The sequence below is a fragment of the Novilysobacter longmucuonensis genome, from assembly GCF_046600735.1.
Taxonomy (GTDB): domain Bacteria; phylum Pseudomonadota; class Gammaproteobacteria; order Xanthomonadales; family Xanthomonadaceae; genus Novilysobacter_A; species Novilysobacter_A longmucuonensis.
Genome location: NZ_JBJMAW010000005.1, coordinates 43,334 through 70,327, shown reverse-complemented (window position 1 = coordinate 70,327; position 26,994 = coordinate 43,334). Strand labels below are relative to the sequence as shown.

Sequence of the window (26,994 nt, the reverse complement as noted above, 5' to 3'; positions counted from 1 at the left end):
CAATGCCCGCCGCACCGCCGCCCGATCCGGTTGCCATGGACTCGCTCGATCCCACGCGCGCGGTGCTGCACGCGTTTCCGAGCGCCGATGCGTGGACCTGGGCGAGTGCGGTGGCGATCGCCGCGGAGCTGCGTCGCGACCTGCAGCAGCGTCCGCGCGCGCGCCTGTTGCTGTCCGGTGGAGGCACCCCGGCGCCGGTGTATCGCGCACTGGCGAAGGCGCCGCTGGACTGGAACCGGGTCGATGTGGCCCTGGTCGACGAGCGCTGGCTGTTGCCGGACGACCCCGACAGCAACGCACGCTTGGTGCGCACGCATCTTCTGACCCAGCATGCCGCGCAAGCCCGTTTCGAGCCGATGACGCAACCGGGCCGGCCGATCGAGGATGCGGTGGCGAGCGCCAACGCGCATGGGCAGCAGGTCGCCAGCGTGGCCGTGCTCGGCATGGGTGCCGACGGTCATACCGCGTCGCTGTTTCCGCACATGCGCAATTTCGATCGCGCGCTGGCCAGCCGCCAGGCCTATGTCGAGGTCGACGCCAGCGGCTGCGCGGGCGCGCAACAATGGCTGCGGCGCATCAGCCTGACCCCTGCCGGGCTGGCGCGCGCGCAGTCGCGCCTGCTGCTGATCCAGGGCGAGCGCAAACGCGAGGTGCTCGAGCAGGCACTCGCCAGTGGCGACGTGACGAAATGGCCGGTACTGGCCGCGATCGACCTGCCCGCCGGCAGTCACGACCCGGCGCCGCTGCAGGTGTACTGGAGCCCCTGACAGACGCGGCTGTCGAGGTAGGCCACGGGCGCATAAGTGCTCGAACGAGACAACCGCCTCGGTTGTTTCCCCCTTTGACAAAGGGGGATCAAGGCGGATTTGCTTTGGCCCCCGACGCGGCGCCCGAAGCAAATCCTCCCCAACCCTCCTTTTTCAAAGGAGGGAGCCAGACGCACCATTCGTCGAGGTTCCCATGAGTCTGCATCCCTGCATCGTCGAAGTCACCGACCGCATCCGCGAGCGCAGCCGCGCCACCCGCGCGGACTACCTCGCCCGCATCGATGCCGCACGTCTGGCGACGCCCCACCGGTTCGCCCTAAATTGCGGCAACCTGGCCCATGGTTTTGCCGGCAGCGAGGAGGACAAGCCCGCGCTCAAGGCAGGCCGCGCGCCGAATCTGGGCATCGTCACCAGCTACAACGACATGCTGTCGGCGCACGCGCCCTACGGCCCCTATCCCGACTTCATCAAGGCCAGCGCGCGCGCGGTCGGCGCGACCGCTCAGGTCGCCGGCGGCGTGCCGGCGATGTGCGACGGCGTCACCCAGGGCCGCACCGGCATGGAGCTGTCGCTGTTCTCGCGCGACGTGATCGCGCAGGCCACTGCCATTGCCTTGTGCCACGACATGTTCGACGCGACGCTGTGCCTGGGTATCTGCGACAAGATCGTGCCGGGGCTGCTGATCGGCGCGCTCGCCTTCGGCCATCTGCCGACGGTGTTCGTGCCCGGCGGGCCGATGCCGTCGGGCCTGTCGAACCGGGCCAAGGTGGTGGTGCGCGAGCGCTACGCCAGCGGCGAGGCGAGCGTGGAGGACCTGCTGGAGGCCGAGTCGGCCTCGTATCACGCGCCCGGCACCTGCACGTTCTACGGCACCGCCAACTCCAACCAGGTGCTGCTGGAGGCCATGGGCCTGCAACTGCCCGGCTCTTCCTTCGTCAATCCCGGCAATCCGCTGCGCGCTGCATTCACCCGCGAAGCGGTGCGCCGCGCCGCATGCATCACCACCCAGGGCGAGGACTACCGCCCGATCGGGCGCCTGCTCGACGAGCGCGCGATCGTCAACGCGATCGTCGCGCTGCTCGCCACCGGCGGTTCGACCAACCACACCATCCACTTCGTCGCGGTGGCGCGTGCCGCCGGCCTGCAGGTGACCTGGGAGGACTTCGACGCGATCGCGCGCGTGGTACCGCTGCTGTCGCGCATCTACCCCAACGGCGATGCCGACGTGAACCAGTTCGCCGCGGCCGGAGGCACCGCGTTCGTGTTCCGCGAGCTGCTCGGCGGCGGCCTGATGCACGACGACATCGAGACCATCGTGCCCGGCGGCATGCGGGCCTACTGCGACGAGCCGCGGCTGGACGGTGATGCACTGGTGTTCGATCCGGTACCGACCACCAGTCGCGCGTCCGAGATCCTGCGCCCGCTCAGCGACGCTTTCGATCCCCACGGCGGTATCGCACTGCTGCAGGGCAACCTGGGCCGCTCACTGGGCAAGCCCTCGGCGGTCAAGCCCGAGCATCGCCGCATCGAGGCACCCGCGGTGGTGGTCGATGACGCGCGCGTGCTCAAGCTGCTGCACGAGCAGGACGCGCTGCCGCGGGATTTCATCGCGGTGGTGCGATTCCAGGGGCCGCGCGCCAACGGCATGCCCGAACAGCACAGCCTGATGCCGCTGCTGGGGGTCATGCTCAACGCCGGTCGCCGGGTCGCGCTGGTGACCGACGGCCGCCTGTCGGGGGCCTCGGGCAAGGTGCCCTCTGCCATCCATGTCATCCCGGAGGCGGTCGACGGCGGTCCGATCGCGCGGGTGCGCGACGGCGACATGCTGCTGCTCGATCTCGATGCCGCGGTGCTGGTGGCGCAAGTAAGCGACGAGGAACTGGCCGGCCGTGAGCCCGCCAAGCCGCGCAGCGAAGGTGGAGTCGACCTCGGACGCGGCCTGTTTGCGCACAACCGGGCCAACGCCACGCCGGCCGACGAGGGTGCGCTGTCGATCAGCGTCGCCCCGTTTTCCACCGGCGAACTGGTGGCCAACGTGCTCAACGAGGGCGGCGAATGACTCGCTCGGCCGCCGCCGCGTTGCTGTACCGGGCCGGGGTGATGCCGGTGGTCACAGTGCGCGATGCCGACAGCGCCGTGCGTATCGCGCGCGCACTCATCGAGGGCGGACTGGGCGCAATCGAGGTGACGTTGCGTTCGGACGCGGCGCTAGACGCCATCGCCGCGATCCGCCGCGAGGTCCCCGGCATGAGCGTGGGCGCCGGCACCGTGCTGGACGCAGGCCAGTTGCAGGCTGCGCAGGACGCCGGCGCCCAGTTCGTCGTCACTCCCGGCACGCCGCCCGTCCTGGCCGAGGCTTTGATGGCCGCGGCGGTGCCGGTGGTGCCGGGCGCGGCGAGCGTCAGCGAGATCCTCGCCCTGGCTGCGCGCGGCTTCGACGCGGTCAAGCTGTTCCCGGCCGAGCCGCTGGGCGGCGCGGCGATGGTCAAGGCCCTGCGCGGCCCCTTGCCCGCTGTCGGCTTGTGCCCCACCGGCGGGATAGTGGAAGCGCAACTGCCCGACTACCTCGCGCAGCCCAACGTGTTGTGCGTGGGTGGCTCGTGGCTGGTCCGTGACGAATGGCTCGCGGCGGGCGATTTTGCCGCCGTGCGTGATGTCGCGAGGCGGGCGGCAGAGGCGTTGGCTGCGGCACGGGACGGAAGCTGAGCCGAGGCCCGGCGCGGGTGCCGATTGCCGCTGCAGCAGTCGGCTCAGGCCTCTGCTTCCTGCGGCGTGCGGGCGCGAATCGACAAGGCGTGGATGTCGGTATTCATCAGCTCGCCGACGGCGGCGTACACCGCGCGGTGGCGCGCGATCGGGTTGAGACCGCTGAAGGCATCGCTGATCACGTCCACGCGGAAATGCCCGCGGCCGTCGCGGGCGCCGGCGTGACCGGCGTGGCGATGGCTTTCGTCTTCGATCTCCAGCGCCTGCGGCTTCAGCGCCGCTTCGAGCGCGGCGCGGATCGCGGGCACGCGCTGCTCGCGCGGCAACGCGCCTACGATCGGGGCACCAGGCATCGGCGACTCGCTCATGGCAGCACCGGCTTGAACGGCCGCACCTCGACGCGGGCATACACGCCGGCGGCCACGTAGGGGTCGGCATCGGCCCAGGCGCGGGCGGCCTCAAGCGAATCGAACTCGGCCACGACCAGGCTGCCGCTGAAACCGGCCGGGCCGGGGTCTTCGGCGTCGATCGCCGGACACGGGCCGGCCAGCAGCAACCGGCCCTGGTCGCGCAGGGCGGTCAGGCGGGCCAGGTGCTCGGTCCTGGTCGCAAGCCGCTTGGCCAGTACTTCGGCGCCGTCGTAACCTTCTATTGCGTACCACATGTGTTTGCCGGTTCCCGAGTCGTCATGCAGGGCAACGATTGTAGGGCACCCGAACCGTCGCTCCGGGTCCTTCCCTTGCGCATGAACTCCCCGGCTGGACACGGCTTTGATGACCCCGTACCCTAGCTGTCACGCCCATGGCCGGGCGCAGTCGGTCCGTCGCGACAGGTCCCCACACCGCCGCCACGTTCCGCGCCGCACTCCATCCCAGTGCCAGTGCGACGCTGCACCCCACCGGCCCCGCGCCCGCAACCTTCTTCCGTCGTTCGCCGTCACGTCCTGCGTGGCGCGCAAGTCGGGGCCATTCGTGCAGGCAGGCGGGCCGGGCACGACTTTTCGCAATTCGTTGCACCCGCAGTCGTTTACCCGCAGTGGCCGCATCCGGCCGCCTGCACCTTTGCAGCAGCAGCAGTGCCTGCGGCCCGGTCGGGGCCGGACCTGCATGGCCCCCGGAGGGGCCAGCCTCGCATGACCAACGAACTCGCGCCCGACGCGACCGAGCACAAAGTGACCGGGGACCACCCCACGCCGGCCGGCCTCAACCCGCTGTCGCCGCAGCAGCAGGAAATGCGGCTGGCGATGGTGCACGGCCAGCCGGTGCTGCAGATCCCGCAGGACCTGTACATCCCGCCGGATGCGCTGGAGGTGATACTCGATGCATTCGAAGGCCCGCTCGACCTGTTGCTGTACCTGATCCGCCGGCAGAACCTGGAGATTCTCGACATCCCGGTGGCCGAGATCACCCGGCAATACGTCGACTACATCCAGGCGATGCACGAGATGCGTTTCGAGCTCGCCGCCGATTACTTGGTGATGGCCGCGATCCTGGCCGAGATCAAATCGCGCATGCTGCTGCCGCGCGCGGTCACCGAGGAAGGCATCGAGGACGACCCGCGCGCCGAACTGGTCCGCCGCCTGCAGGAGTACGAGCGTTTCAAGAAGGCCGCCGCGGACCTCGACACCCTGCCCCGCCAGGACCGCGACACCGTCCCGGCGCAGGCGTACGTGCCCGACCGCGCCACGGTCAAGCTGCCGCCGCCGGTGGACCTGCGCGAGATGCTGCTGGCGCTGCACGACGTGTTCAAGCGCGCCGAGCTCTACACCCAGCATGCGATCAAGCGCGATGCGCTGAGCGTGCGCCAGCGCATGGGCGAGTTGCTCGAGCGCATGAGCGACGGCGCGTTCTACCGGTTCGAGTCGCTGTTCACCGCCGAGGAAGGCAAGCTCGGCGTGGTGGTGACCTTCCTGGGCCTGCTCACCCTGGCCAAGGAGCAACTGGTCGAGATCGTGCAGGAGCACCCCTCCGATGCGGACCATGATCCGCGTCAGGCGCTCGCGCCGATCTACGTCAAGTCGCTCGCCCTCGGCGAGGCCGCCACGCAGGTCGAGCTCACCAGCGAGTTCGACGAGGACGCGGCCAATGACGATGCGCCCGCGTGAACGGCGGGGGTGGTCCGCAAAGGACGCAAAAAGCGCAAAAGGAAAGCGAAAGACGAGACAAATAGTGTTGTCCGCCGGATGAGTCTCGCGCCGGCTCGAAACGCGGCGAAGAATCGATTCCGCCACGGCACAAACCGATCCCCCCGCCTCCGCGGGATGCCAGCCAACCGCTCAGCACGACAAAGATTTTTTGCTTTCTTTTGCGCCTTTCGCGTCCTTTGCGGACCAAAAGGCTCTTGAAGCACCCACCACCGATTCGCAACCAGCCCAACCCATGGACCAGACCCTGATTACCCGCATCGTCGAAGCCGCGCTGCTCGCGGCCAACCAGCCGTTGACGCTGGCGCAGCTGCACGCATTGTTTCCGGAGGACCAGCCGGCGCCGGCCGACAGCGTCGAGCTCGCGCTGCAGACCCTGCGCGAAGGCTGTGACGGGCGCGGGGTCGAACTGGTCGAACTGGCGTCGGGCTTCCGCTACCAGGTGCAGGCCGACGTGCATCCCTGGGTCGCGCGGCTGTGGACCGAACGGCAGACCCGCTATACCCGTGCCACCCTGGAAACCCTGGCGCTGATCGCCTACCGCCAGCCGATCACCCGCGGCGAGATCGAGCAGGTCCGCGGCGTGGCGGTCAGCAGCAACATCATCCGTTCGCTGGAGGAGCGCGAGTGGATCCGCGTCGTCGGCCATCGCGACGTCCCGGGCAAGCCGGCGTTGTTCGGCACCACCAGGACCTTCCTCGACTACTTCGGCCTGAAGCGGCTCGACGAGCTGCCCCCGCTGTCGGAGCTCAAGGAACTGGGCGAGCTGGAGCCGCAGTTCCAGTTCGACGGCGCGCCCGCCGGCGACCAGGCGATCGCGGCCGGGGGTATCGGCAGTGGCGCCGATGCCGAAAGCGCGGATTCCAATGGCGATGACAACAACGCCGCAACCGACCAGGCCGGTGCGGCGGATGCAACCCACGCAGATCCGGATGATCCCCAACCCGGCGCCGAAGTGGTCGAAGCAGCGGCCGATGTGGTCGATACGACCGATAGCGCAATCGAAACAATGACCGATGCGGTCCAAATCACGACCGACGTGGTCGACCAGGACACCACCACGAACACCCGGCCCACCGGCCACACCCATCCAAATGAAGAGGACGACGCCGAACCGGCCTCGTCGGAGCGACAGCAATGACTGAAGAAAAAAGCCGCAAGCTCACGCTGAAGCGCGGCACCGAAGCGACACCCGATGCGCCGCGCTCACAGGAACGCCTGCACAAAGTGCTCGCACAGGCCGGGCTCGGCTCGCGCCGCGCGCTCGAGCAGCGCATCGCCGATGGCCTGGTCAAGGTCAACGGCGAGGTCGCGCAGACCGGCATGAGCATCGGCAGCGGCGACCGCATCGAGCTCGACGGCCGCCAGTTCGTCGCCAGCGCGCTGACCGAACCGGCCCGCGTGCTGATGTACAACAAGCCCGAAGGCGAGGTCACCACGCGCGAGGACCCCGAGGGCCGGCCGACCATCTTCGAGGCGCTGCCCGCACTCAAGGGCGCGCGCTGGGTCGCGATCGGCCGGCTCGACATCAACACCAGCGGCCTGCTGCTGCTGACCACCGACGGTGAGCTGGCCAACGCGCTGATGCACCCGTCCTTCGAGGTCGAGCGTGAGTACGTCTGCCGCGTGCGTGCACCGGAAGGCCAGGACAAGGTCGCCGAGGACCTGGTCGAGCGGCTGCGCCGCGGCGTCGCGCTGGAGGACGGTCAGGCGAAGTTCGACGAGATCGAGCAGATCGGCGGCAGCGACTCACACGACTGGTTCCGCGTGCTGCTCAAGGAAGGCCGCAACCGCGAGGTCCGCCGGCTGTGGGAGTCGCAGGGTTGCCAGGTCAGTCGGCTCAAGCGCATCCGCTACGGCGCGGTCGACCTGCCGCGCGAGCTGTTGCGCGGCCAGTCGCAGGAGCTGCCGACCGACAGGGTCGAGAAGCTGCGCCTGGATCTCGGCCTGGAAGACGCTGCGCCGTCGGCGCTGACGCTGCAGCCGGTGATCGGCCAGCGCAAGGCCGCCAAATCGACGATCAACCTGTCCAACACCGGCGATCGCACCACCGGCTACGTCAGCGGGCACAACAGCGCGTCCGATGAAGGCCGCGAGCTGCGCCGCTTCGACAACGTCCGCGAAGATCGCGGCCGCGGGCGCGGCGCTCCCAACCGGCACGGTGGTCTCACCGTCAGCGGCGAGACCGCAGCCAAGCAGGCGCACAAGCCGTTCAAGCAGCGCCAGGACAAGGGCTCGCGCGCGCTGCCCGAGGGCAATCCGGCGGCCTTCCGCACCTGGTACGTGCCCGAGGGCGTGGATACCGGGCCGAGCGGTCACCGCAATGCCGACGGCCGAGGCCCGAAGAAGCCCTACGGCAAGAAGCCCGGCGGGCGACCGGGTGGCGCTGGCGCTGCGGCTTCGCGGGGCCGCAGCGAACGCGGTCCCGGCGGCGGGCAAGGCCAGGCACAACGCGGCGCGCGTCAGCACACCGGCGCACCGAGCTTCCCCTCCGACCATGCCAATCCCGGCAGCTTCAACCCCTACGGCGACAAGCCGCGCGCCCCCCGCCCCCCCGGCTCGGGTAAACCCGGGCCTCGCCCCGGCGGCAAGCCGGCGGGAAAGCCAGGCGGCAAACCCTCGGGCAAGCCCCGCGGTGGCCGCGGCCCGCGCGGCGGCGGTTGATCGAACCTGCGCAACTAAGGCGCTGCGCCACGCGCCGGCAGCGTCTGAGGCAGGATTCGGTGCCCATGATCCAGTGATGATCTGGGGTCTGGCGAGCGCCACTGCGGACACAGTGCGCAGCAGCCACGAAAAAGGCCGCAGGGGTCAGCTGCGGCCTATGGTTTCCAGTACTGCAGGCCATGCACCCGAGGGTGCTGCCCTGCTACGGCTGTCAGAGCTCGATCAACTCCGCGCCCTTGACCAGCCGGACCTCCTCGACCACCAGCGCGCCGGCGCCGGCGAACGCTTCGGCGCCGCTCATCGAGCCGCCCGCGACGTCATCGTCGAAGTCCACCGATGCCTGCGCCCGCGCCTGCACGACGATGTCATGGACGCCCGAGGTCAGGTCGGTCATGGCGAAGTTGAAGGCATGCGCGTTGAGCGTCTTCAGGATCAGCTGAAGCTCTTCGGCATCGAGGCAGTCGACCGCGCCGGTGGTCAGGTCGGCGGTGCAGTTCAGGCCGGCGAACTCGGCGGCCAGCGTCTGCACGCGGTCGCAGAACACCACGCCTTCGGCGGCGGCGCCGTTGGCATCGATGCTGCCGGTGGGCTCGGCCATGCGCTCGCCATCGACCACCACCCGCACCGCGATGTTGGCGCGGGCAGTCGACGATGACTTGCTGCCGCCCGAGCTCCTGACCGTGGTGTCGGTGACAATGCCGCACTGCATCGACACATCGAACAGCAGGTCCTTCTGGTTGGCGGTCTTGATCTGGGTTTGGAGCACATCGACCCAGCCGGTATCGCCATCGGTGGCTCCATCACTGTAGGCCGATTGAGACAGCGCGATCAGCGGCTTGATCGTCACCGCGGCCTTGGCCGACTGGGCATGGGCGACACCGACCATGCCACCCGCGCACAGCACCACGACTGCTGCTATCAGCTTTGACGTTTGCATTTTTGAATCCCCTAGCATGGGCCGGCATCGCATTTGCGATGGCCGGCGGTTGTTGCGCCCCGTTGCCCGGAATCGATCCCGGCCGAGGCGCAGCGCCGGGGACGTGGGCTTCCGGGACAACGCGGGGTCTTCTGGAAACCGGCCAGCACTGCCGCAAGGCCCGCCCGAGCCGCGACTGCCCGGCCGATCCGGCGGTCTGCCTGCTCGATCCCGGCGGTGCCGGGAGCCGCTACCCGGGCCGCTCCTGCTTGAGCCGCGCCAGCATCGGCTCGACCAGGTCCATCGGCAGCGGGAAAACAATCGTCGAACTGCGCTCGCCGGCAATCTCGGTCAGCGTCTGCAGGTAGCGCAGCTGGATGGCGCGCGGATCGGCGCCGAGCAGCTTGGCGGCCGCGACCAGCTTTTCGGCGGCCTGCTGTTCGCCCTCGGCGTGGATCACCTTGGCTCGGCGTTGGCGCTCGGCTTCGGCCTGGCGCGCGATCGCGCGGATCATGGTCTCGTTGACGTCGACGTGCTTGATCTCGACGTTGGCGACCTTGACACCCCATGCATCGGTCTGCCTGTCGAGCACTTCACGGATGTCGTCGTTGAGCTTCTCGCGGTCGGCCAGCATCTCGTCCAAGTCGTGCCGGCCCAGCACCGAGCGCAGCGTGGTCTGGGCGAGCTGGCTGATCGCCTCGTAGAAGTGCTCGACGTTGATGATCGCGTTCTTCGGGTCGATCACGCGGAAGTACACCACCGCGTTGACCTTGACCGAGACGTTGTCACGCGAGATCAGATCCTGCGACGGCACATCCATGACGATCGTGCGCAGGTCCACCCGAACCATCTGCTGCACCATCGGGATCAGCAGGATCAGGCCCGGCCCCTTGACCCTCCAGAACCGGCCGAGTTGGAACACCACCCCGCGTTCGTACTCGCGCAGTATCTTGATCGCACTGAACAGGAACAACGCGATCAGCAGCAAGGCCGGCAGGTACAGCATCATGAGGCTCATGGCTCGACTCCGTGGTCGGGGGTAAGGGGGACGGGTGCCGCGTCGAGCGGTTCGACGCGCAGGACCAGGCCTTCGACCGCGAGCACCCGGAGCGTCTGTCCGGCCACCACCGGCACCTCGGATTTCGCATGCCAGACCTCGCCGCGGGTGCGCACGCGGCCGTGGCCGGTGAAATCGTGCAGCGCGGTGGCGGCCTGGCCGAGCAGTTCATCCACGCCGGTCGCCACCGGCCGCTTGCGCGACTGCGCCGCGAACCAGATCAGACCCATGAATGCCAACGCGCTGGCCACGCCGATGCCGACGATGAGCGCCACCGGCACCCCGAAACCGGGCACCTCGGTGTCGTAGAGGATCACCGAGCCGGTGATCAGCGCGATCAGTCCGCCGATGCCCAGCGCGCCGAAACTCGGCGCCGCCAGCTCCGCGGTCATCAGCACCACTCCCAGCACGATCAGGCCGACGCCGGCGTAGTTCACCGGCAACACCTGCAGCGCATACAGCGCCAGCAGCAGGGAGATCCCGCCGACCACGCCCGGCACGATCGCGCCGGGGCTGTAACCCTCGAACAGCAGCCCGTACATGCCGACCAGCAGCAGCATGTAGGCGACGGTCGGATCGGTCAGCACCGCCAGCAGCTTGAAGCGCCAGTCCGGTTCGATCGCGGTCACCGGCCGGCCGGCGGTGGCGAGGGTGACGCTGCCCTCGCGCAGCCTGACCTCGCGACCGTCCGCCTGGCGCAGCAGGCTGTCGATGTCATCGGCGAGGATTTCGATGACGCCCTGCTGCAGCGCCTGCTCGGAGGTCAGGGTGGCGGCGTCGCGCACCGCGCGGTCGGCGAAGTCGCTGTCGCGCCCGCGCAGTTCGGCCAGGCTGCGCAGGTAGGCGGCGGCGTCGTTGGTCGCCTTGCGCGAGGATGCGCTGCCCTGCTCGGGCGACGGCTCCGGCGCGGCCGCGGAGTCATCGTCGGCAGCGGGTGTGTCGGAATCCTCCTGCCGCTGCTCCTGCGGCGGAGCACCTGGCCGTTCCATCGGTTCGGGTTTGCCGCCGAGCGACACCGGCGTGGCGGCGCCCAGCGCGGTCGCCGGCGCCATCGCGGCCAGGTGGCAGGCGTAGAGGATGTAGGTCCCGGCACTGGCGGCGCGTGCGCCCTGCGGCGCGACCCAGGCGATCACCGGCACGCGCGAGGCCAGGATCGCCTGGTTGATGTCGCGGGTGGCGGCGTCCAGGCCGCCGGGCGTATCGATGCGCAGCACCACCGCGGCGGCGTTCTGCTCGGCCGCGCGCTGCAGCCCGCGCTCCAGGTAGTCGCGGGTGGCAGGCCCGATGCCGCCCTGGATCTCCAGCAGCAGCACCGCCTGTCCTGATGGGGATCCCGGTGCGGACCCCGCTGCGGTACCCGAGGCAGGCGCGGATGCCGGACCCGGCACAGGCGCAGCCATCGGCGACAGCAACATCGACGCCAGCGCCAGCGCGAAAGCCAGCAGCAGAGCTCGTCCATCCAGTCTCATGACCACCCACCGGGTGACACGGCGCAACCCGCCCGGAGCACCAGTTAACGCCGGGCTCCGTAAACGCAGCGGCAAGAGTCATGCGCCAGCCGGCGGCCGACCCGTAGGCTGGGCTGCCAAGCCCAGCGTGTTTCAGCAGCCGGCGCGGGCGTGCGAAGTAATGCTGGGCTTGTCAGCCCAGCCTACGGCGCTGGCGGCATCGACAGATGACCGGCTTCAAGTGCGACACCGGGGCCGCGCGGGGTGGTTGCGATGACCGCATCGGTCGGCAGCGGCGCACGATGCTCCAGATGCGCCCAGGTGCGATCGAGCGCCTCGTAGACGTAGGGCAGCAGCGGCAGGTACTGGGCGGCGTACACCGGCAGCCCGAGGAACGCATCGAAGTGCTGGGCGTTGTGCACCTGCCAGTAGCGCACGTCGCGCCCCGCCGACTGCACCGCCGCCACGTACGGCGCGCTGCTGAAGGCCGCCGGGATCAACCCGTCGTCCAGGCCATGGATCACGACGACCGGCAAGCCCGCGCGAGGCGGCTGCGCCTCGATGGCCGCCACGCCCTCGCGCACGCGGTCCGCGTCCGGGCCTTGGCCATCCCAGAGCGCTCGCAGGCACTGCAGCTCCCCCAGAGCCAAGCCAGTCGTCGGCGGCGCGACGATGGCGACGCCCGCGCCCGGCGCAATGCCGCTGCCGTCGGACCACCAGGCGGCACGCTCGGCCGCCGTGGCCGGACGCGGCGCGCCCTCGGGTGTCACCGCCGAGAATGCGTGGCGGCACGGGTGTTCACCGACGCCGTAGCGCCCGTACGCCGAGGCATATGTCACCGCGACCGCGCGCCACAGGTCGAACGCGAGGCTGATCGAGCCGGCACGCAATGCGGCGTCGGTCCAGCCATTTGCACGCAAGGTCTCGTAGGCCGATCGCTGTTGCTCGGCGGCACTGGCGCCGGTGACCAGGCCGGCCTCGGCCAGCGCCGCGCAGTGCGCCGCCGCATTCGGCATCGGCGGCACGCCCAGGTGCGGCAGCGCGCACGGCATCAGCAGCGCGGCCTCTGTGCTGTAGTCATAGAGCGGCCGTGCGCCGGCGACGTGCAGGTTGGGCTCGCCGGCCACGACCGCATCGAGCCATTCACCCGCGTCCTCGGCCGCGCGCAGCACCGCGCCGCCGCCGTTGGAAATGCCTACCGCGATCACGCTGGTGTTGTCGAAGCGGAACGGCGCCGCATCGGGGAACGCATCGTTCAGCACCTGCAGTGCGAACGCCGCCGCCTGTTTGACGTGGCCGCCCCAGTCGGCCTCGGGGTTGTCGCGCGAATGCGCGTGCTTGATCGCAATGCCGCTGCCGCTTGCCGGCTCGGGCAGGAAAGCCAGGCTCTCACCCGCACCAACCTCGGCCGCACCGCCGATCCGTCCGTCGATGCGCACGCCCTGCCCTGCGTCCAGGTCGAAATAATCACTGCCCGCGGCCTTGTCGGTGTATGCCACCGCGCAGCCTTTCGGCAGGCCCCAGGCCCCGGCCACCGCGATCGCGCCATAGACACCGCGCGATCCTGAAGCGGGCGCCACCACGATGCAGCGCTGCGCCTGGTCGAATCCGTCCGGCACCTGCACTGCCACCCGATGCGGGTGGGTGGCGCCGTCGATGCGGGCCAGGGCGTGGTATTCGCGTCCCGGCACGTCGGCGACGCTGCCGTACACCTCGCCGAAGCCGCCGCCCGGCGCGAGATCGGCGATGCCGCGCCAGTTGCTCCAGATCGTGCGTCGGCGCAGTTCCTCCGCAGTTGGCGCGGTGGCATCGGCGAACGCCGGCGGCGTCATGGCACGCAGGCCGTCCAGGCCGAGCCCGGCGGTCAGCAGGTCGTCGGCACCGCGGTGTTCGCTGGTGCGGACGGGCCCGAAGCTGCGTGGGATCGTGTCGCTGGTGTTCGCGTCGTTGGTGGTCACTTCGGGAGCAGGAATGGCCGTGGTTGCGCAGCCGGCCAGCAGAACCAACGCGACGGCGGGCGGGATTCGGAGCAGTGGCATCGTCATGAGCCGACCTTAGCAATGCGGCCCGGTCCCGCCATCGTACCTTCGTACCGCGCCGATGCCGCCGCCGGTTGCTAGGCTGCACCCACCCAGCAGCTACGGCGGAGTACCCATGACCACCCGTTGCATCCTGATCACCGGCGCCGGCAGCGGCATCGGCGCCGGCATCGCCGACGAGCTCGCGCGCGCCGGCCACCACATCGTGGTGACCGACATGGCGCTCGACAACGCCGAGGCGACCGCGCAGGCGATCCGCACCGCCGGCGGCAGCGCCGAGGCACTCGCGCTCGACGTGACCTCCGGGGCCAGCATCGAAACGGCGCTGGCGGCGCTGTCGCGCCCTGTCGACGTGCTGGTCAACAACGCCGGGTTGCAGCATGTCTCACCGCTGGAGGCGTTCCCGATGGCCAAGTGGGACCTGCTGGTGCAGGTGATGCTGGTCGGCGTCGCACGGCTGACCCAGGCGTTGCTGCCGGGCATGCGCGAGCGCGGCTTCGGCCGCATCGTCAACATCGGCTCGATCCACTCGCTGGTCGCCAGCCGCTACAAGAGCGCATATGTCGCCGCCAAGCACGGCCTGCTCGGGTTTTCCAAGGTGATCGCGTTGGAAACCGCCGATACCGACATCACCATCAACACGATCTGCCCGACCTACGTGAAAACCCCGCTGGTCGACAAGCAGATCGCCGACCAGGCGCGCACCAACGACATCCCCGAGTCGCAGGTGATCAGCGAGATCATGCTCAAACCGATGCCCAAGGGCGTGTTCATCGGCTTTGACGAACTGGCCGGCATCACCGCGTTCCTGATCTCGCCGCCGGCGCGCAACATCACCGGGCACACGATCGAGGTCGACGGCGGCTGGACAGTGCAATGAAGCAGTGAGGAGGTGAGAAGGTAATAAGTTAGTTAGAAGCGATGCCTCACCCCTCACCCCTCACCCCTCACCCCTCACCCCCTTACAGCCCTTAAAGCCCTTACAGCCCTTACAGCCCTTACAGCCCAATGCCTGCCCTGCTCATCGCCGATGACCACCCGCTGTTCCGCGCCGCGTTGCGTGGCGCGGCTGCCGACGCGGTCGCCGGGCTGCAGGTGCATGAAGCCGATTCGCTCGGTGGCGTGCTCGCGGTGCTGGAGACCGAGCCCGATATCGACCTGGTGCTGCTGGACCTGCACATGCCGGGCAATCATGGGCTGGCCGGACTGGCTGCGATCCGGGCGCAGTACCCGGGCGTGGCGGTGGTAGTGGTGTCGGCCAATGACGACCCGCGCGTGGTGCGTCGCGCGCTCGATCATGGCGCGGCGGGTTACCTGCCCAAGAGTTCCGGACTGGACGAGCTGCGCGATGCGATCCGCGCGGTGCTGGCCTGCGAGCAGTGGCTGCCGCCGCCATTGCGCGCCGCGGTGGCGCGGACGCAGAGCTCCAGCAGCGATGCGGCGCTTGCCGCGCGTCTGGCAAGCCTGTCGCCGCAGCAGTTCCGGGTACTGACGCTGGTCGCCGAAGGCCTGCTCAACAAGCAGATCGCCGACCGTCTGGACGTGCAGGAGCGCACGGTCAAGGCGCACCTGTCGGCGATCTTCGAGCGCCTCGGCGTGCGCAACCGCACCCAGGCCGGCGTGGTCCTGCGAGAGCTGGAGCTGACCGATCCAGCGCGCCGGATGGAAGGCTGACGCGCCACTTCGGTGTTTCGGGCGTTTTTGTAGGAGCGGCTTCAGCCGCGATCCGGCAACCCGACCACGACGTCATCTCAAGACCCCTTCGCGTCCTCATGTAGGAGCGACGTAAGTCGCGATTTCGCGCAAGCCGGGGTCGTGCGTTTTCGCGACTTACGTCGCTCCTACAAAAAGCTTTCGCGGTAATCGGACGGGTCACTTGAAAACCGGTTCTGGTTCGCGGCTGAAGCCGCTCCTCCGGCTCGACCGCGGCGGGTTCGAGCGCGCGCGCTTCGCGTGCGGCCAGCAATCGGTCAAGCATCGATTTCAACGCCAACGGCTGGATGGCCTGGCCAGCGTTTTTTGTAGGAGCGGCTTCAGCCGCGATCCGGCAACTCGACCACGACGTCCTCTCAAGACCCCTTCACGTCCTCATGTAGCAGCGACCAAAGCCGCGATTTCGCGCAAGCCCGGAGCGTGCGTTTTCGCGACTTACGTCGCTCCTACAAAAAGCTTTCGCGGTAATCGGACGGGTTACTTGAAAACCGGTTCTGGTTCGCGGCTGAAGCCGCTCCTACGGCTCGACCGCGGCGGGTTCGGGAGCGCGCGCTTCGCGTGCGGCCAGCAATCGGTCGAGCACCGATTTCAACGCCAGCGGCTTGGATGGCTTGGCCAGCAACGAGTAGCCGGCATCCAGCACCGCGCGCCGCACCGCGTGACCGCTGTCGGCGCTGAGGATCAGGGTCGGTCGTGCGCCATGGCGGTCGGCCAGGTCCGCGGCCAATGCGACGCCGGTATCGCCGTCGTCGAGGTGGTAGTCGAACAGCCACAGCGACGCCGGGCACTCGCCCATGCGCCGCTCCGCCTGGAGTCGGTCGCCGGCGGTGGCGACCTCGCAACCCCACTGCCGCAATACGCCGGCCAGGGCCGACAGCGCCTGGGGGTCGTTGTCGACCAGCAGCACGCGCAGGCCCTTGAGCCCATCGGTGGTGCCGCCGCTGGCGGCCTGGGGCGGCGCACTCGCGCTGGCCACCCGGACGGCGAACACGGTGCCGCACTCCAGGCGACTACGCAGGGTCAGTGGCGCGGCCAGCAGTTGCGCGATGCGATCGGCGATCGACAGCCCCAGCCCGAGCCCCTGCCCCGGCGCGTCCTCGCCACGGCGGAACTCCTCGAAGATCGCCGCCTGCTGCTTCAGCGCGATGCCCGGGCCGGTGTCGTGCACCTCGATGCGAAGACCGTCGCCCTCGCGCCGCACGCCGAGCAGCACGCCGCCGGCATCGGTATAGCGCACCGCGTTGGCCAGGAAGTTCTGCAGCACCCGTCGCAACAGCTGCGGGTCGCTGTAGACCCACGAATCGCAGCCGACGAAGCGGAACCGCAAGCCGCGCGCCGATGCGATCGCGCCGAATTCCGAGGCCAGCGGGTCGAGCACCTCCGCCAGCGGGAAATCGCGCGGCTGCGGCACCAGGCCGCCGGCTTCCAGCCGCGACATGTCGAGCAGCCCGGTCAGCAGGTCGCCGGTGGAGTCGAGCGCACCGCTGATCTGCGCGACCGATTCGCGCTGCGCCGGGTCGCCGAGTTGCTTGGCCAGTGCGTCGGTGAACAACTGCGCGGCGTGCAGCGGCTGCATCAGGTCATGGCCGATCGCGGCCAGGAAGCGGCTCTTGGCCTCGTTGGCACGTTCGGCCTCGCGTGTGGCGGCCTCCAGGTCGATGGTGCGGGCGACCACGCGATGCTCCAGCGTCTCGTTGGCCTGGATCAGTCCGGCCTCGGCGCGGCGGAACGCGGTGACGTCGGTGAACGTCGCGACGAAGCCGCCACCGGGCATCGGGTTGCCGCGGATCTCCAGGATGCTGCCGTCGCTCAGCACGCGCTCGGAAAGATGCGCGGTACCGGCCCGCATGTAGGCCAGGCGGCGCGCCAGCGCGCGTTCGAGATCGCGCGAACCCCTGCCCTGCGGCGGCAGACGCTGCAGCGCCCAACGCGACAGCTCGGCGATCGGCCGGCCGATCTGCAGCAGTTCCTCCGGGAAGCCGAACAACTCGGCGTAGCGCCGGTTCCACGCGACCAGCCGCAGGCGCGAATCGACCACGCTGATGCCCTGGCTCATGTTCTGCAGCGCCGCCTCGAGCACGCGCTGGCTGAAGCGCAGGTCGGCCGAGGCCTCGCCGACGATCGCCGCGACGGTGTCGAGGTCGCGCCCGGCCTCGCGGCGCGCGGCATCGAGCAGCACCCGCGCCGATGCCGAGCCGAGCACCGCAGCCAGTTCACGCTCCACGCGCGCCTCGGCCAGCGCCGGCACCGCACCGTCGGACGGGGCATCCTGCAGCAACTGGGTGATGCGCTCGCGCGGCAGGAAGCGCAGGCCGGCATCGCGCAGGGTCTGCGCGTCCAGGCCGCGCTGCATGCGTCGCGGCGCCTCGCGCCGCCAGATCGACGCCACCACCGTCGCCAGGGTGCCGACGAACAGGCTGGTCCCGACCGCGCGGCCCAGGCGGCTCCAGCCGGTCAGCCCGAACAGCCCCTCCGGCGAAAGCCACGCCAGGCCCCATGGTCCACGCTGCAGCCACTCCGGCGCCAGTCCCTGCGCGGCCAGCGTCATCGGCAGCAGCAGCACCCACGCCCAGGCCGCGAATCCCGCCAGCACGCCGATCACCGCCGCACGCGGCGGCGTCTGAGGCCGCCACACCGCGAACGCCAGCGCCGGGGTCAAAGTCGCCAGTGCCGAGAACGACACCGCGCCGACATCGGCCAGCGCCTCGCTGCCGGCGATCAGGCGGCTGTAGGCCCAGGCCAGCAGCATGATCACCGCGATGCCGACGCGCCGCAGCGTGAGCACCGAGCCGCGCAGGTCGCTGCCGTCGTTGCGCGACCACGCCCCGCGCAGCAGGCCCGGCGCGAACCAGTGGTTGCCGATCATCAGGCTAAGCGTCAGGGTGCTGACCACCACCATGCCGGTCGCCGCGCTCAGGCCGCCCAGGAAGGCGAACAGCGCCAGCCCGTGCTGCCCCTGAGACAGCGGCAGCGCCAGCACGTACAGGTCCGACGGCACCCCGGAGCCGCCCAGCAGCGCGCTGCCGGCCTTCGCCAGCGGCAGCACCGGCAGGGCGATCAGCACCAGGTACAGCGGAAACTGCCAGCGCGCGGTGCGCACGTCACGCTCGTCGCGGCACTCCACCACGCCGACATGGAACTGGTGCGGCAGGATGAACATCGCCAGCGCGCCCAGCAGCACCAGCGGCATGAAGCCACCGGCTGGCTCGGTCGCCAGCGTCTGCAGCGGCGGCTCGGGCAGGCCATCCAGCCCGGCATCCAGGCCAAGCCACACAAACGCGCCGATCGCCAGCATCGCGGCAAGTTTGAACACCGACTCGAACGCCATCGCCAGCACCAGCCCGCGGTTGTGCTCGGCGGCGCTGGCCCGGCGGGTGCCGAACAGCATCGCGAACAGCGCCATCGCCAGCGCCACGTACAGCGCGCTGTCCTGCCACGCCGGCGCGGAGGCGCTGGTGGCATCTCGCGTGGTCATCATCGCGAAACTCATCGCCACCGCTTTGAGCTGCAATGCGATGTAGGGGATCAAGCCCAGGGCGGCGATCAGGGTCACCGTCGCCGCCAACCACGCGTCCTTGCCCAGCCGCGTGGCGATCAGGTCGGCCAGCGAGGTTGCGTTGGTCTCGCGCGCCAGCCGCACCAGCTTCATCATGAAACCGACCGCAAGCGTGTACAGCACGATTGCGCCGAGGAAGGTCGGCGGCAGCGGCCAGCCGTAGCGTGCGGCCTGGGTGACGGTGCCGTAGAACGTCCACGAGGTGCAGTGCACCGCCAGCGACAGCGCGTAGACATGCCGCCAGTGCCGCGCCCACAGCGCCGGGTGGCGTTCGCCATACAGCGCGGTGCCGAACATCAACGCGAGCCACGCCAGGCTCGCCAGCGCGACGGCGGTGAAACTCAACATGCCCGAAGCCCCCTGCCGCTCGCCCTCATAACGTCGTGTATGCCCGTGATCGCCCCGACGCGATTATGGCCCCTGTTTTTGGTATCCGTAGGGTGGCCACGTCTTTGTGCCCACCGGCGCGAGACCTCGGAGATTGGTGGGCACAAAAGACGTGCCCACCCTACGAAATTTGCGCATGCGCGCCCCAAAAAAAGCAACGGCGGCGGGCCGGAGCCCGCCGCCGTGCGATCTGACCGCTTCGGGGTCGGTCAGAACTCGTAGCGCACCGAGAGGCTGTACTGACGCGGCGGGCCGTAGAAGCCGGTCAGCACGCCCAGGGCCGCGTTGATGTTGTAGCCGGTGGTGCGGTATTCCTTGTCCGTCAGGTTGGTGCCCTGCAACGCCACCGACCAGGGGCCGCCGCTGCGCCAGGTCACGCCGGCGTTGAGCAGCCCGTAGCCGTCCTGGGTGATCGGCTGCGCGCCGGTGCGCAGGATCTCGGTGGTTGCCACCACGTCGCTCTGGTAACTGTAACCGACCCGCGCCGAAAGGTCGCCGGCGTTGGCCAGCTCGGTGCGGTATTCCAGGTTCAGCGCGCCGGAGAACTCGGGCGCGTTGGTGAACTCCTGCTCGTCGGCGATGTTGGCGCCGGCGAAGAGGAACTCGTCGTACTTGGCGTCGAGCCAGGCCAGGTTGCCCGAGATCAGCCAGTGCTGCGTCGGTAGCCACTGGTACTCGACCTCCAGGCCGTTGACGGTGCCAGAGCCGGCATTGGTGAAGTCGCCGAAGAACGCGTCGTTGGTGCCGTCGCCGTTGCTGTCGAAGGATGTGAACACCGACAGCTGGATGTCCTCGTACTTGTTGTGGAACGCCGACAGGTTGAGAAACATCGACTGGTCGAGGAAGCCCATCTTGGTGCCGACTTCAAAGCTGTCGACGACCTCGTCGTCGAACGGCTCGGCCGAACGCGGCACCGCGGTCGCCTGCGCGCGGATGTTGTAGCCGCCCGACTTGAACCCGCGCGAGGCGGTGCCGTAGACCATGATGTCGGGGGTGACCTGGTAGTCCAGCGAGACCTTCGGCGAGGTGTTCTTGAAGTTGATGGTCTTGTCGAAGGCGGCAACGACCCTGGTCGGCACGGTATAGGTGATGTCGCTGTAGCCGCGGTTGAGCACGTCGGCGCGTTTGTCCTCGTCGGTGTAGCGCGCACCCAGGCCCAGCTGCAGGCGGTCGTTGAGCTCGAACGTCCAGTCGGCGTACAGCGCGACGCTCTCGGTGTACACGGTGCCCTGGGTATCGCCGAACAGGAAGTTGAAGAAGTTGTTGAGCACCCGGCCGCCGGCCTCGCCGTCGAAGGCGTACAGGCCCATCACGCCGCGGGAGCGGCCGCCGGCATCGAAGTTGGCCTGCAGCTCGTGGCTGACCTGCTGGTCGCGGTAGAACGCCTTGACGTCGGCGATGGCGACCGGCGTGGTGTCGAAGTCGATGTTGGTCTCGGTGTCGGACTCGCGCTTGGCCAGCACGTACTTGAAGCCCCAGTCGTCGTTGGCGCGCCAGTTGACCACGGCCGAGGCGCCCTTGATCGAGGTGTCGTTAATGTTGAGCATGCCGTTGCGCACGTCGTAACGGCTGTCCAGCGGCGGGAAGGCCGGGGTGAAGCGGTTGGGCGTCAGCATCTGTGCGCCGCGCACCCCGGACTGGTCGTCCATCCAGTCGAACGCGAACTGGACGTTGAGATCGTCGTTGACATAGGCGCCGAGCTGGCCGCGCAGCGCAAGGATCTCCTTGTCGCTGACCTCCTGCCCGGTGATCACGTTCTGGCCGAAGCCGTCACGGTTGAGACTGGCCACCGCGACCCGCGCGCGCAGGGCGTCGCTGCCACCGAGCGAGCCGCCGAGCGCGCCCTTGACGTCCAGTTGGCCGTAGTTGCCGACCGTGACCGAGGCGAACCCGTCGGTACCGCGCGGCAGTCCGCGCGAGATGTACTTGATCGCACCGCCGATGGTGTTCTTGCCGTACAGCGTGCCTTGTGGACCGCGCAGCACTTCCACGCGCTCGACGTCGAACACGTCCAGCAGCGCACCCTGCGGCCGCGCGATGTAGACATCGTCCAGGTAAATGCCGACGCCCGGGTCCACGCCCCACAGCGGGTCGGACTGACCGACGCCGCGGATGTAGGCGGTGATGGTGCTGCTGGACCCGCGCGCGGCATAGATCGTGAGATTGGGGACGTGCGCATCGAGATCGCTGAGGTCTTCCACCGCGAGGCGGTCGAGCGCGTCGGCGGTGAACGCGGTCACCGCGACCGGCACGTCCTGCAGCGTCTCCTCGCGCTTGCGGGCGGTGACGGTGACGGCCTCCAGCGTGGTGCGAGGCGCGGCGGCGGGCTCGTCGGTGGCGACGGTGTCCTGCGCCCATGCGGTCGGCGCCAGCAGCGCGCAGCCGATGGCGAGGCTCAGATAGTTGCGGCTGTTGCGGATGCGACCCTTGCTGCTGCGGTTCTTGTCGATGCGACCCATCACGATTGCTCTCCCCGGTACTGATAAAGGCACGTTCAAATCGAAGGCACGGTATGCGGTGGGATCCCCATGGGTGGATCGCCCGCCATGCCGGCAAGACTAGGAGCACGCCCCGGCCAGGGGCAGATGTACCTTCGGACAATGCCCCGGGCGCGCCGGGTTGCCGACACTGCGCCGCATCGACGGCAGATGCCATCGACGTCGGTCCTTCGACGATGCGTCGGCTTTTGTTGCCTTTGCTCGTCATTCCCGCGCAAGCGGGAACCCAGTGGCTTTGATGTTGCAGCTGTGTCGGTCGCGCATGGCGAAAGCAAAGTCGCTGGGTTCCCGCGTTCGCGGGAATGACGATTTGAAGGTCGCGCGGGTCGGAAGAGGCCCGCTCCGACGAAGTGGTCTACGAACTGGTTTTCGAACGCTGGTCTTACGAAACGCTGCTCCCCCGAGGACTTTGATGGCATTCCTGATCGTGCTGGCCGCGCTGGCCTTTTTGATGTTCGTCGCCTACCGCGGCTACAGCGTGATCCTGTTCGCGCCAGTCGCGGCATTGGGCGCGGTGCTGTTGACCGACCCGTCGCTGGTCGCGCCGATGTTCACCGGCCTGTTCATGGACAAGATGGTCGGTTTCCTCAAGCTGTATTTCCCGGTGTTCCTGCTCGGCGCGATCTTCGGCAAGCTCATCGAGCTGTCGGGTTTCTCCAAGTCCATCGTCGCCGCCACCATCAGGCTGTTCGGCGCCCAGCGCGCGATGCTGTCGATCGTTGCGGTATGCGCACTGCTGACCTACGGCGGTGTGTCGCTGTTCGTGGTGGTGTTTGCGGTGTATCCGTTTGCCGCCGAACTATTCCGCCAAAGTGATATTCCCAAACGGCTGATCCCCGGCACCATCGCGCTGGGCGCGTTCACCTTCACCATGGACGCTCTGCCGGGCACACCGCAGATCCAGAACATCATCCCGGCGCCGTTCTTCGGCACCGACTCGTGGGCCGCGCCGGTGCTGGGCACGATCGGCGGCGTGTTCATCCTGATCCTCGGCATGACCTACCTGGAGTGGCGCCGGCGCAAGGCCGCGGCCGCCGGCGAGGGTTACGGCGACGCAGCCCTGCTGGTCAACGAACCGGCCGCGTTCACCGGCGGACGCCTGGTGCATCCGCTGGTCGCGGTGCTGCCGCTGGTGCTGGTCGGCGTGTCCAACAAACTGTTCACCGAGTGGATTCCGCAGCTGTACGGCGCCACCCATTCGTTCCAGCCCGCGGTGATCGGCGACGCCGCGCCGGTCGTGCAGGAGGTCTCGCGCATCGCCGCGATCTGGGCCGTGCAGGGTGCGCTGCTGGTCGGCATCCTCACGGTGCTGGCATTCGCGTGGAAGCCGGTGATGACGCAGTTCGCCGAAGGCACCAAAACCGCGATCGGCGGTGCGCTACTCGCGGCGATGAACACCGCTTCGGAGTACGGGTTCGGCGCGGTCATCGCGGCGCTGCCGGGCTTCCTGATCGTCGCCAATGCGCTCGGCGCGATTCCGGACCCGCTGATCAACGAGGCGGTCACGGTGACCGCACTGGCCGGCATCACCGGCTCGGCATCGGGCGGCATGAGCATCGCCCTGGCCGCGATGGCCGAGACCTTCATCATCAACGCCAACGCCGCCGGCATCCCGATGGAGGTGCTGCACCGGGTCGCCTCGATGGCCTCTGGCGGCATGGACACCCTGCCCCACAACGGCGCGGTGATCACCCTGCTCGCGGTGACCGGCCTGACCCACCGCCAGGCCTACAAGGACATTTTCGCGATCACGATCATCAAGACCCTGGCGGTGTTCGTGATCATCGGGGTGTTCTACGCGACCGGCGTTGTGTGACCGTCGCACGCATCGCTTGGCAAGCCGCGCCTGATCGGTACACACTCGCCGCAGCGAAGGGGCGTCGGCGGGGATAGCGGGTGTTGCAACATCGGGTGGTCGCGATCCTGGCTGTGTGCCTGTTGTACTGGACTCCCGTGGGGGCCGTGGCGCAGTCGTCGCCCGGCCAACCCTTCCTGAGCCTGGAGCGCTACACCCCCGAGGAGGGGCTGTCCCAGTACGCGATCACCGCGCTGGCCGAGGACGAACACGGGCTGTTGTGGATCGGCACCCAGGAAGGCCTGAACCGTTACGACGGCCACCGTTTCGTGGTGTTGCGCCACACCCCTGCGGAAGAGACGCCGGAACTGGCCAGCAGCAGCATCGATGCACTCGCGGTCGACGGCCGTTCGCGGCTGTGGGTGGGCACCAATGATGCCGGGCTGCAGATCATCGACCTGCGCACCCGGGCATCGGTTCGGTTGGGCATGGCCGATGGCCTGGGCCATCCGACGGTCCGCTCGATCCTGATCGATCCGGCCGGTGGCGCGTGGCTGGGGACCGCCAGCGGGATCGGGCGCATCGATGCGGAGCTCGCCGCCGTACAGCCGCTGGGCGCCAGCGCGCCGGTGGTGGCGATGGCGTTCTCGGCAGGCAACGTCGCCCACGCGCTGGGTCAGGACTGCCGGCTGTGGCGGCTGTCGCCAACACGCATGCATGCGCAACCAGCCGCGGTGCCCGATGGTGCCTCGTGCGTGGCCATGCAGCCGGCCGGCGACGGCTTCTGGCTCGCCACCGCAACGCACGGGCTGTACCGGGTCGACGGCGATGGCCAGCGCGTCGCCCACCGGCCGGCCGGGTGGCTGCGCCAATCAAGCGCGGAACTGTCGGCGCTGATGCAGCGCCCCGACGGCCGCTGGCTGCTGGGCTACGCCGACGGTGCGGTATTGCAGGCACCCGCGGACTGGAGCGCCGCGCCCACGCGCATCGCTTTCGACCAGCCGATCGACAGCGCGATCACCCGGTTCCACCAGCACCGCTCCGGCGTGCTGTGGATCGGCAGCAGCACCAGTGGCCTGTTCCGTGTGCGTGCCTTGTCCTCGACGATCCGCCGCGACCTGGTCGATGAGGCGGCAATCGCCGCCTGGCCCAGCGACAGCGTGCGCAGCATCCGTCGCGACGGGACCCGGCTGCTGGTCGGCACCGACGCTGGCCTGGTCATCCGCGACGGCACCGACGCGGACTGGCACGCGGTCGAGGCGATCGGCGCGACCTCGGTCCGCGCGATCGCACCGGCCCGGCGCGGCGGCTGGTGGGTTGGCACCCATCGCGGTGTGTGGCACCTCGGCGCGGACGGCCGGGCCCGCGCGATCCCCGGCCTTCCCCATCCGCACGTCACCGCCCTGCTGGTCGAAGCCGACGCCGGAGGCGAGCAGGTCTGGATCGCCACCCGCGGCGGCCTCGCGCGGCTGCGCGATGGGGTAATCGACACCGGCATGCTCGACAGCGACGCGGTGCCATCGGTGCTACAGGACCAGTTCCTCACCAGCCTGATGCGCGACCGGGACGGGCGTCTGTGGATCGGCAGCAACGAGCGCGGCGTCTACCGGATCGAACCCGATGGCGGCGTGCAGCACCTGGGCACCCACGACGGGCGCCTGCCGCACGACTCGGTCTGGTCGCTGCATGCCGACGCCAAGGCAGTGTGGCTGGGCACGTTCGGCGGTCTGCTGCGGCTGGACCCGGCCACCGACACCGTCGAGGCGATCACCGAGCGCGACGGGCTGTCCAACAACGTGATCTACCGGATCGAGCCGGACGCGCTGGGCCGCTTGTGGCTGAGCACCAACCACGGCATCAGCGTGCTCGATCCGGGCAGCGGCATCATCCAGACCCTGGGCCGCGGCGACGGGCTGTTCAATCTGGAATACAACAGCGGCGCCAGCTTCATCGGCCGCGACGGCCTGCTGTACCTGGGCGGCACCGACGGGCTGGACATCCTCGACCCCGCGCAGCTCTCGCCGACCAGCCCGCCGGCGACGCCGATGGTCACCGGACTGCGCGTGCTCGGCCGGCAGGGGCCGGTCGCCGACGCCGGGCCTGCGCCCACCCCCGGGGTGCTTTACGCCGATCGCCTCGAATTGGGCCATCGCGACCGCGTGTTCCAGCTCGACATGGTGGCGGTGGACTTCACCGCGCCCGATGCCGCGCGCCTGCGCTACCGCGTCGCAGGCATCTACGACGACTGGGTGCACCCGCGCGATGCCGAGACTACGGTGGTGCTGAGCTACCTGCCGCCGGGCGACTACCCGCTCGAGGTGCAGGCGGCCGGGCGCGATGGCCGTTTCGGGCCGAGCCGCCGGTTGCTGCTGGTGATGCAGCCACCGCCGTGGCGCCACCCGCTGGCGTATGCCGGTTACGCGCTGCTGCTGCTCGCCCTGCTCGCGTGGTTGGTCCGGCGCATGCGCGCCAAGGCGCGCGAGAAACACCTGCAGATCGAGCGGCTCAACCGGACCGTCGCGGAGCGTACCGCCGCACTGAAGCAGGCCAATCACCTGCTGTCGCGCACCAATGCGCAACTGGAGAGCGCCACGCGCATCGACCCGCTGACCCGGGTCTCCAACCGCCGCGACCTGCACGAGTGGCTCGAGCGCGAGTGCCCGCAACTCATCGGCGAACTTGCCGCTCCCGGTACCGCGCTGCGCTGCATGTTGTTCTGCGTCATCGACCTGGACGACTTCAAGCGGATCAACGACAACCACGGCCACCAGGTCGGCGACCAGGTGCTGGTGGAAGTCGCACGCCGGCTGCGCCAAGTCTGCCGCGAGCGCGACATCCTGGTGCGCTGGGGCGGCGAGGAGTTCCTGCTGCTGGTCCGCGATGCCCACCTGGAGGATGCCGCTGGGCTGGCCGAACGGGTCCGTCGCGCGATCGCCGAGGTACCGGTGACGCTGGCCAACGGCCAGGCGCTGGCGGTCACCGGCTCGGTCGGGCTCGCGCCGTGGCCACTGGCGCCGCAATGGCCGTTGCTGGGCGACTGGCAGCAGAGCGTGAGCCTGGCCGACCGCGCGCTCTACGCCGCCAAGTCAGCCGGCAAGAACGCCTGGGTCGGCGTGGTGCCCGGCCCCGAACTCGACCGCGCCTGCGTGCAGACACTACTGGCTGGCGCCGAACCGGATTCGCTGCCTCCGGGATCCATCACGGTGCTGCACTCCACGCCCGTGCGCCCACCGTTCAGACGCGGGTGACCATATCTGTAGGAGCGGCTTCAGCCGCGAACAACAATCGTATGCGCATGCAGGGAC

Annotated in this window: 17 protein-coding genes and 1 pseudogene; 10 read left to right on the top strand and 8 right to left on the bottom strand. The window is 69.3% G+C overall.

The window, feature by feature from the left end; translation table 11 throughout:
* Nucleotides 1-35: 35 nt before the first annotated feature.
* From pgl to eda, 3 genes are all read left to right on the top strand, one after another.
* Nucleotides 36-767, top strand: a complete 732-nt coding sequence (pgl, locus tag ACJQWM_RS07105; protein ID WP_332703287.1) for a 6-phosphogluconolactonase — start codon at nucleotides 36-38, stop codon at nucleotides 765-767.
* Nucleotides 768-960: 193 nt separating this feature from the next.
* Nucleotides 961-2,826 (top strand): phosphogluconate dehydratase, encoded by a 1,866-nt coding sequence (edd, locus tag ACJQWM_RS07100; RefSeq protein ID WP_332703250.1) that lies wholly within the window; start codon nucleotides 961-963, stop codon nucleotides 2,824-2,826.
* Nucleotides 2,823-3,473 (top strand): bifunctional 4-hydroxy-2-oxoglutarate aldolase/2-dehydro-3-deoxy-phosphogluconate aldolase, encoded by a 651-nt coding sequence (gene eda, locus ACJQWM_RS07095; RefSeq protein ID WP_332703252.1) that lies wholly within the window; start codon nucleotides 2,823-2,825, stop codon nucleotides 3,471-3,473. The genes edd and eda overlap by 4 nt, the downstream gene beginning before the upstream one ends.
* 44 nt (nucleotides 3,474-3,517) lie before the next feature.
* Here the strand turns inward: eda and ACJQWM_RS07090 are convergent, their stop codons facing one another.
* Both ACJQWM_RS07090 and ACJQWM_RS07085 read right to left on the bottom strand, forming a co-directional pair.
* The gene (locus tag ACJQWM_RS07090; RefSeq protein WP_441004836.1) at nucleotides 3,518-3,841 is read right to left on the bottom strand and encodes a BolA family protein; all 324 of its coding nucleotides are present in this window, start codon (nucleotides 3,839-3,841) and stop codon (nucleotides 3,518-3,520) included.
* Complete coding sequence (locus ACJQWM_RS07085; RefSeq protein ID WP_332703254.1) at nucleotides 3,838-4,137, bottom strand: YciI family protein; 300 nt, start codon at nucleotides 4,135-4,137, stop codon at nucleotides 3,838-3,840. The genes ACJQWM_RS07090 and ACJQWM_RS07085 overlap by 4 nt, the downstream gene beginning before the upstream one ends.
* A 468-nt stretch (nucleotides 4,138-4,605) precedes the next feature.
* Here ACJQWM_RS07085 and ACJQWM_RS07080 point away from each other — a divergent pair, with 468 nt between their 5' ends.
* The 3 genes and pseudogenes from ACJQWM_RS07080 (at nucleotide 4,606) to ACJQWM_RS07070 (ending at nucleotide 8,280) form a co-directional block, all read left to right on the top strand.
* Nucleotides 4,606-5,577, top strand: coding sequence for a segregation and condensation protein A (locus tag ACJQWM_RS07080; RefSeq protein WP_332703256.1), 972 nt, complete (start codon nucleotides 4,606-4,608; stop codon nucleotides 5,575-5,577).
* 274 nt (nucleotides 5,578-5,851) lie between these two features.
* Nucleotides 5,852-6,401: pseudogene (scpB, locus tag ACJQWM_RS07075) on the top strand (SMC-Scp complex subunit ScpB); the annotation flags it as partial.
* Nucleotides 6,402-6,753: 352 nt separating this feature from the next.
* Nucleotides 6,754-8,280, top strand: a complete 1,527-nt coding sequence (locus ACJQWM_RS07070; RefSeq protein WP_332703258.1) for a pseudouridine synthase — start codon at nucleotides 6,754-6,756, stop codon at nucleotides 8,278-8,280.
* 211 nt (nucleotides 8,281-8,491) lie between these two features.
* Here ACJQWM_RS07070 and ACJQWM_RS07065 read toward each other — a convergent pair whose 3' ends face one another.
* From ACJQWM_RS07065 to ACJQWM_RS07050, 4 genes are all read right to left on the bottom strand, one after another.
* Nucleotides 8,492-9,217, bottom strand: a complete 726-nt coding sequence (locus ACJQWM_RS07065) for a hypothetical protein (RefSeq protein ID WP_332703260.1) — start codon at nucleotides 9,215-9,217, stop codon at nucleotides 8,492-8,494.
* 229 nt (nucleotides 9,218-9,446) lie between these two features.
* Nucleotides 9,447-10,214, bottom strand: a complete 768-nt coding sequence (locus ACJQWM_RS07060) for a slipin family protein (protein WP_345786184.1) — start codon at nucleotides 10,212-10,214, stop codon at nucleotides 9,447-9,449.
* Entirely contained in the window at nucleotides 10,211-11,722 is a 1,512-nt protein-coding gene (locus ACJQWM_RS07055) for an NfeD family protein (protein ID WP_332703262.1), read from the bottom strand. The genes ACJQWM_RS07060 and ACJQWM_RS07055 overlap by 4 nt, the downstream gene beginning before the upstream one ends.
* 182 nt (nucleotides 11,723-11,904) lie before the next feature.
* The gene (locus ACJQWM_RS07050) at nucleotides 11,905-13,659 is read right to left on the bottom strand and encodes a 3-hydroxybutyrate oligomer hydrolase family protein (protein WP_411306741.1); all 1,755 of its coding nucleotides are present in this window, start codon (nucleotides 13,657-13,659) and stop codon (nucleotides 11,905-11,907) included.
* 196 nt (nucleotides 13,660-13,855) lie between these two features.
* Between ACJQWM_RS07050 and ACJQWM_RS07045 the strand changes: the two genes are divergently transcribed.
* A complete protein-coding gene (locus tag ACJQWM_RS07045; protein WP_332703266.1) occupies nucleotides 13,856-14,620 on the top strand; it encodes a 3-hydroxybutyrate dehydrogenase in 765 nt (254 codons plus the stop codon).
* Between the two features lie 128 nt (nucleotides 14,621-14,748).
* Nucleotides 14,749-15,414 carry a response regulator transcription factor gene (locus ACJQWM_RS07040; protein WP_332703267.1) on the top strand — a complete coding sequence of 222 codons (666 nt, stop codon included), beginning with the start codon at nucleotides 14,749-14,751 and terminating at the stop codon, nucleotides 15,412-15,414.
* Between the two features lie 556 nt (nucleotides 15,415-15,970).
* On the opposite strand, the gene ACJQWM_RS07035 is transcribed toward ACJQWM_RS07040, so the two are convergent.
* Entirely contained in the window at nucleotides 15,971-19,357 is a 3,387-nt protein-coding gene (locus ACJQWM_RS07035; protein WP_332703269.1) for a hybrid sensor histidine kinase/response regulator, read from the bottom strand.
* Between the two features lie 248 nt (nucleotides 19,358-19,605).
* Nucleotides 19,606-21,855, bottom strand: coding sequence for a TonB-dependent receptor (locus ACJQWM_RS07030; RefSeq protein WP_332703271.1), 2,250 nt, complete (start codon nucleotides 21,853-21,855; stop codon nucleotides 19,606-19,608).
* A 451-nt stretch (nucleotides 21,856-22,306) separates the two neighbouring features.
* On the opposite strand from ACJQWM_RS07030, the gene ACJQWM_RS07025 reads away from it, so the two are divergent.
* Complete coding sequence (locus ACJQWM_RS07025; protein ID WP_332703273.1) at nucleotides 22,307-23,710, top strand: GntP family permease; 1,404 nt, start codon at nucleotides 22,307-22,309, stop codon at nucleotides 23,708-23,710.
* Nucleotides 23,711-23,790: 80 nt separating this feature from the next.
* The gene (locus ACJQWM_RS07020; RefSeq protein WP_411306740.1) at nucleotides 23,791-26,937 is read left to right on the top strand and encodes a diguanylate cyclase; all 3,147 of its coding nucleotides are present in this window, start codon (nucleotides 23,791-23,793) and stop codon (nucleotides 26,935-26,937) included.
* Nucleotides 26,938-26,994 lie beyond the last annotated feature (57 nt).

Bases quoted from the DNA above. Each gene is read 5' to 3' on its own strand.
- pgl (WP_332703287.1), top strand. From the start codon at position 36: ATGGACTCGCTCGATCCCACGCGCGCGGTGCTGCACGCGTTTCCGAGC.
- edd (WP_332703250.1), top strand. From the start codon at position 961: ATGAGTCTGCATCCCTGCATCGTCGAAGTCACCGACCGCATCCGCGAG.
- eda (WP_332703252.1), top strand. From the start codon at position 2,823: ATGACTCGCTCGGCCGCCGCCGCGTTGCTGTACCGGGCCGGGGTGATG.
- ACJQWM_RS07090 (WP_441004836.1), bottom strand. From the start codon at position 3,841: ATGAGCGAGTCGCCGATGCCTGGTGCCCCGATCGTAGGCGCGTTGCCG.
- ACJQWM_RS07085 (WP_332703254.1), bottom strand. From the start codon at position 4,137: ATGTGGTACGCAATAGAAGGTTACGACGGCGCCGAAGTACTGGCCAAG.
- ACJQWM_RS07080 (WP_332703256.1), top strand. From the start codon at position 4,606: ATGACCAACGAACTCGCGCCCGACGCGACCGAGCACAAAGTGACCGGG.
- ACJQWM_RS07070 (WP_332703258.1), top strand. From the start codon at position 6,754: ATGACTGAAGAAAAAAGCCGCAAGCTCACGCTGAAGCGCGGCACCGAA.
- ACJQWM_RS07065 (WP_332703260.1), bottom strand. From the start codon at position 9,217: ATGCAAACGTCAAAGCTGATAGCAGCAGTCGTGGTGCTGTGCGCGGGT.
- ACJQWM_RS07060 (WP_345786184.1), bottom strand. From the start codon at position 10,214: ATGAGCCTCATGATGCTGTACCTGCCGGCCTTGCTGCTGATCGCGTTG.
- ACJQWM_RS07055 (WP_332703262.1), bottom strand. From the start codon at position 11,722: ATGAGACTGGATGGACGAGCTCTGCTGCTGGCTTTCGCGCTGGCGCTG.
- ACJQWM_RS07045 (WP_332703266.1), top strand. From the start codon at position 13,856: ATGACCACCCGTTGCATCCTGATCACCGGCGCCGGCAGCGGCATCGGC.
- ACJQWM_RS07040 (WP_332703267.1), top strand. From the start codon at position 14,749: ATGCCTGCCCTGCTCATCGCCGATGACCACCCGCTGTTCCGCGCCGCG.
- ACJQWM_RS07035 (WP_332703269.1), bottom strand. From the start codon at position 19,357: ATGTTGAGTTTCACCGCCGTCGCGCTGGCGAGCCTGGCGTGGCTCGCG.
- ACJQWM_RS07030 (WP_332703271.1), bottom strand. From the start codon at position 21,855: ATGGGTCGCATCGACAAGAACCGCAGCAGCAAGGGTCGCATCCGCAAC.
- ACJQWM_RS07025 (WP_332703273.1), top strand. From the start codon at position 22,307: ATGGCATTCCTGATCGTGCTGGCCGCGCTGGCCTTTTTGATGTTCGTC.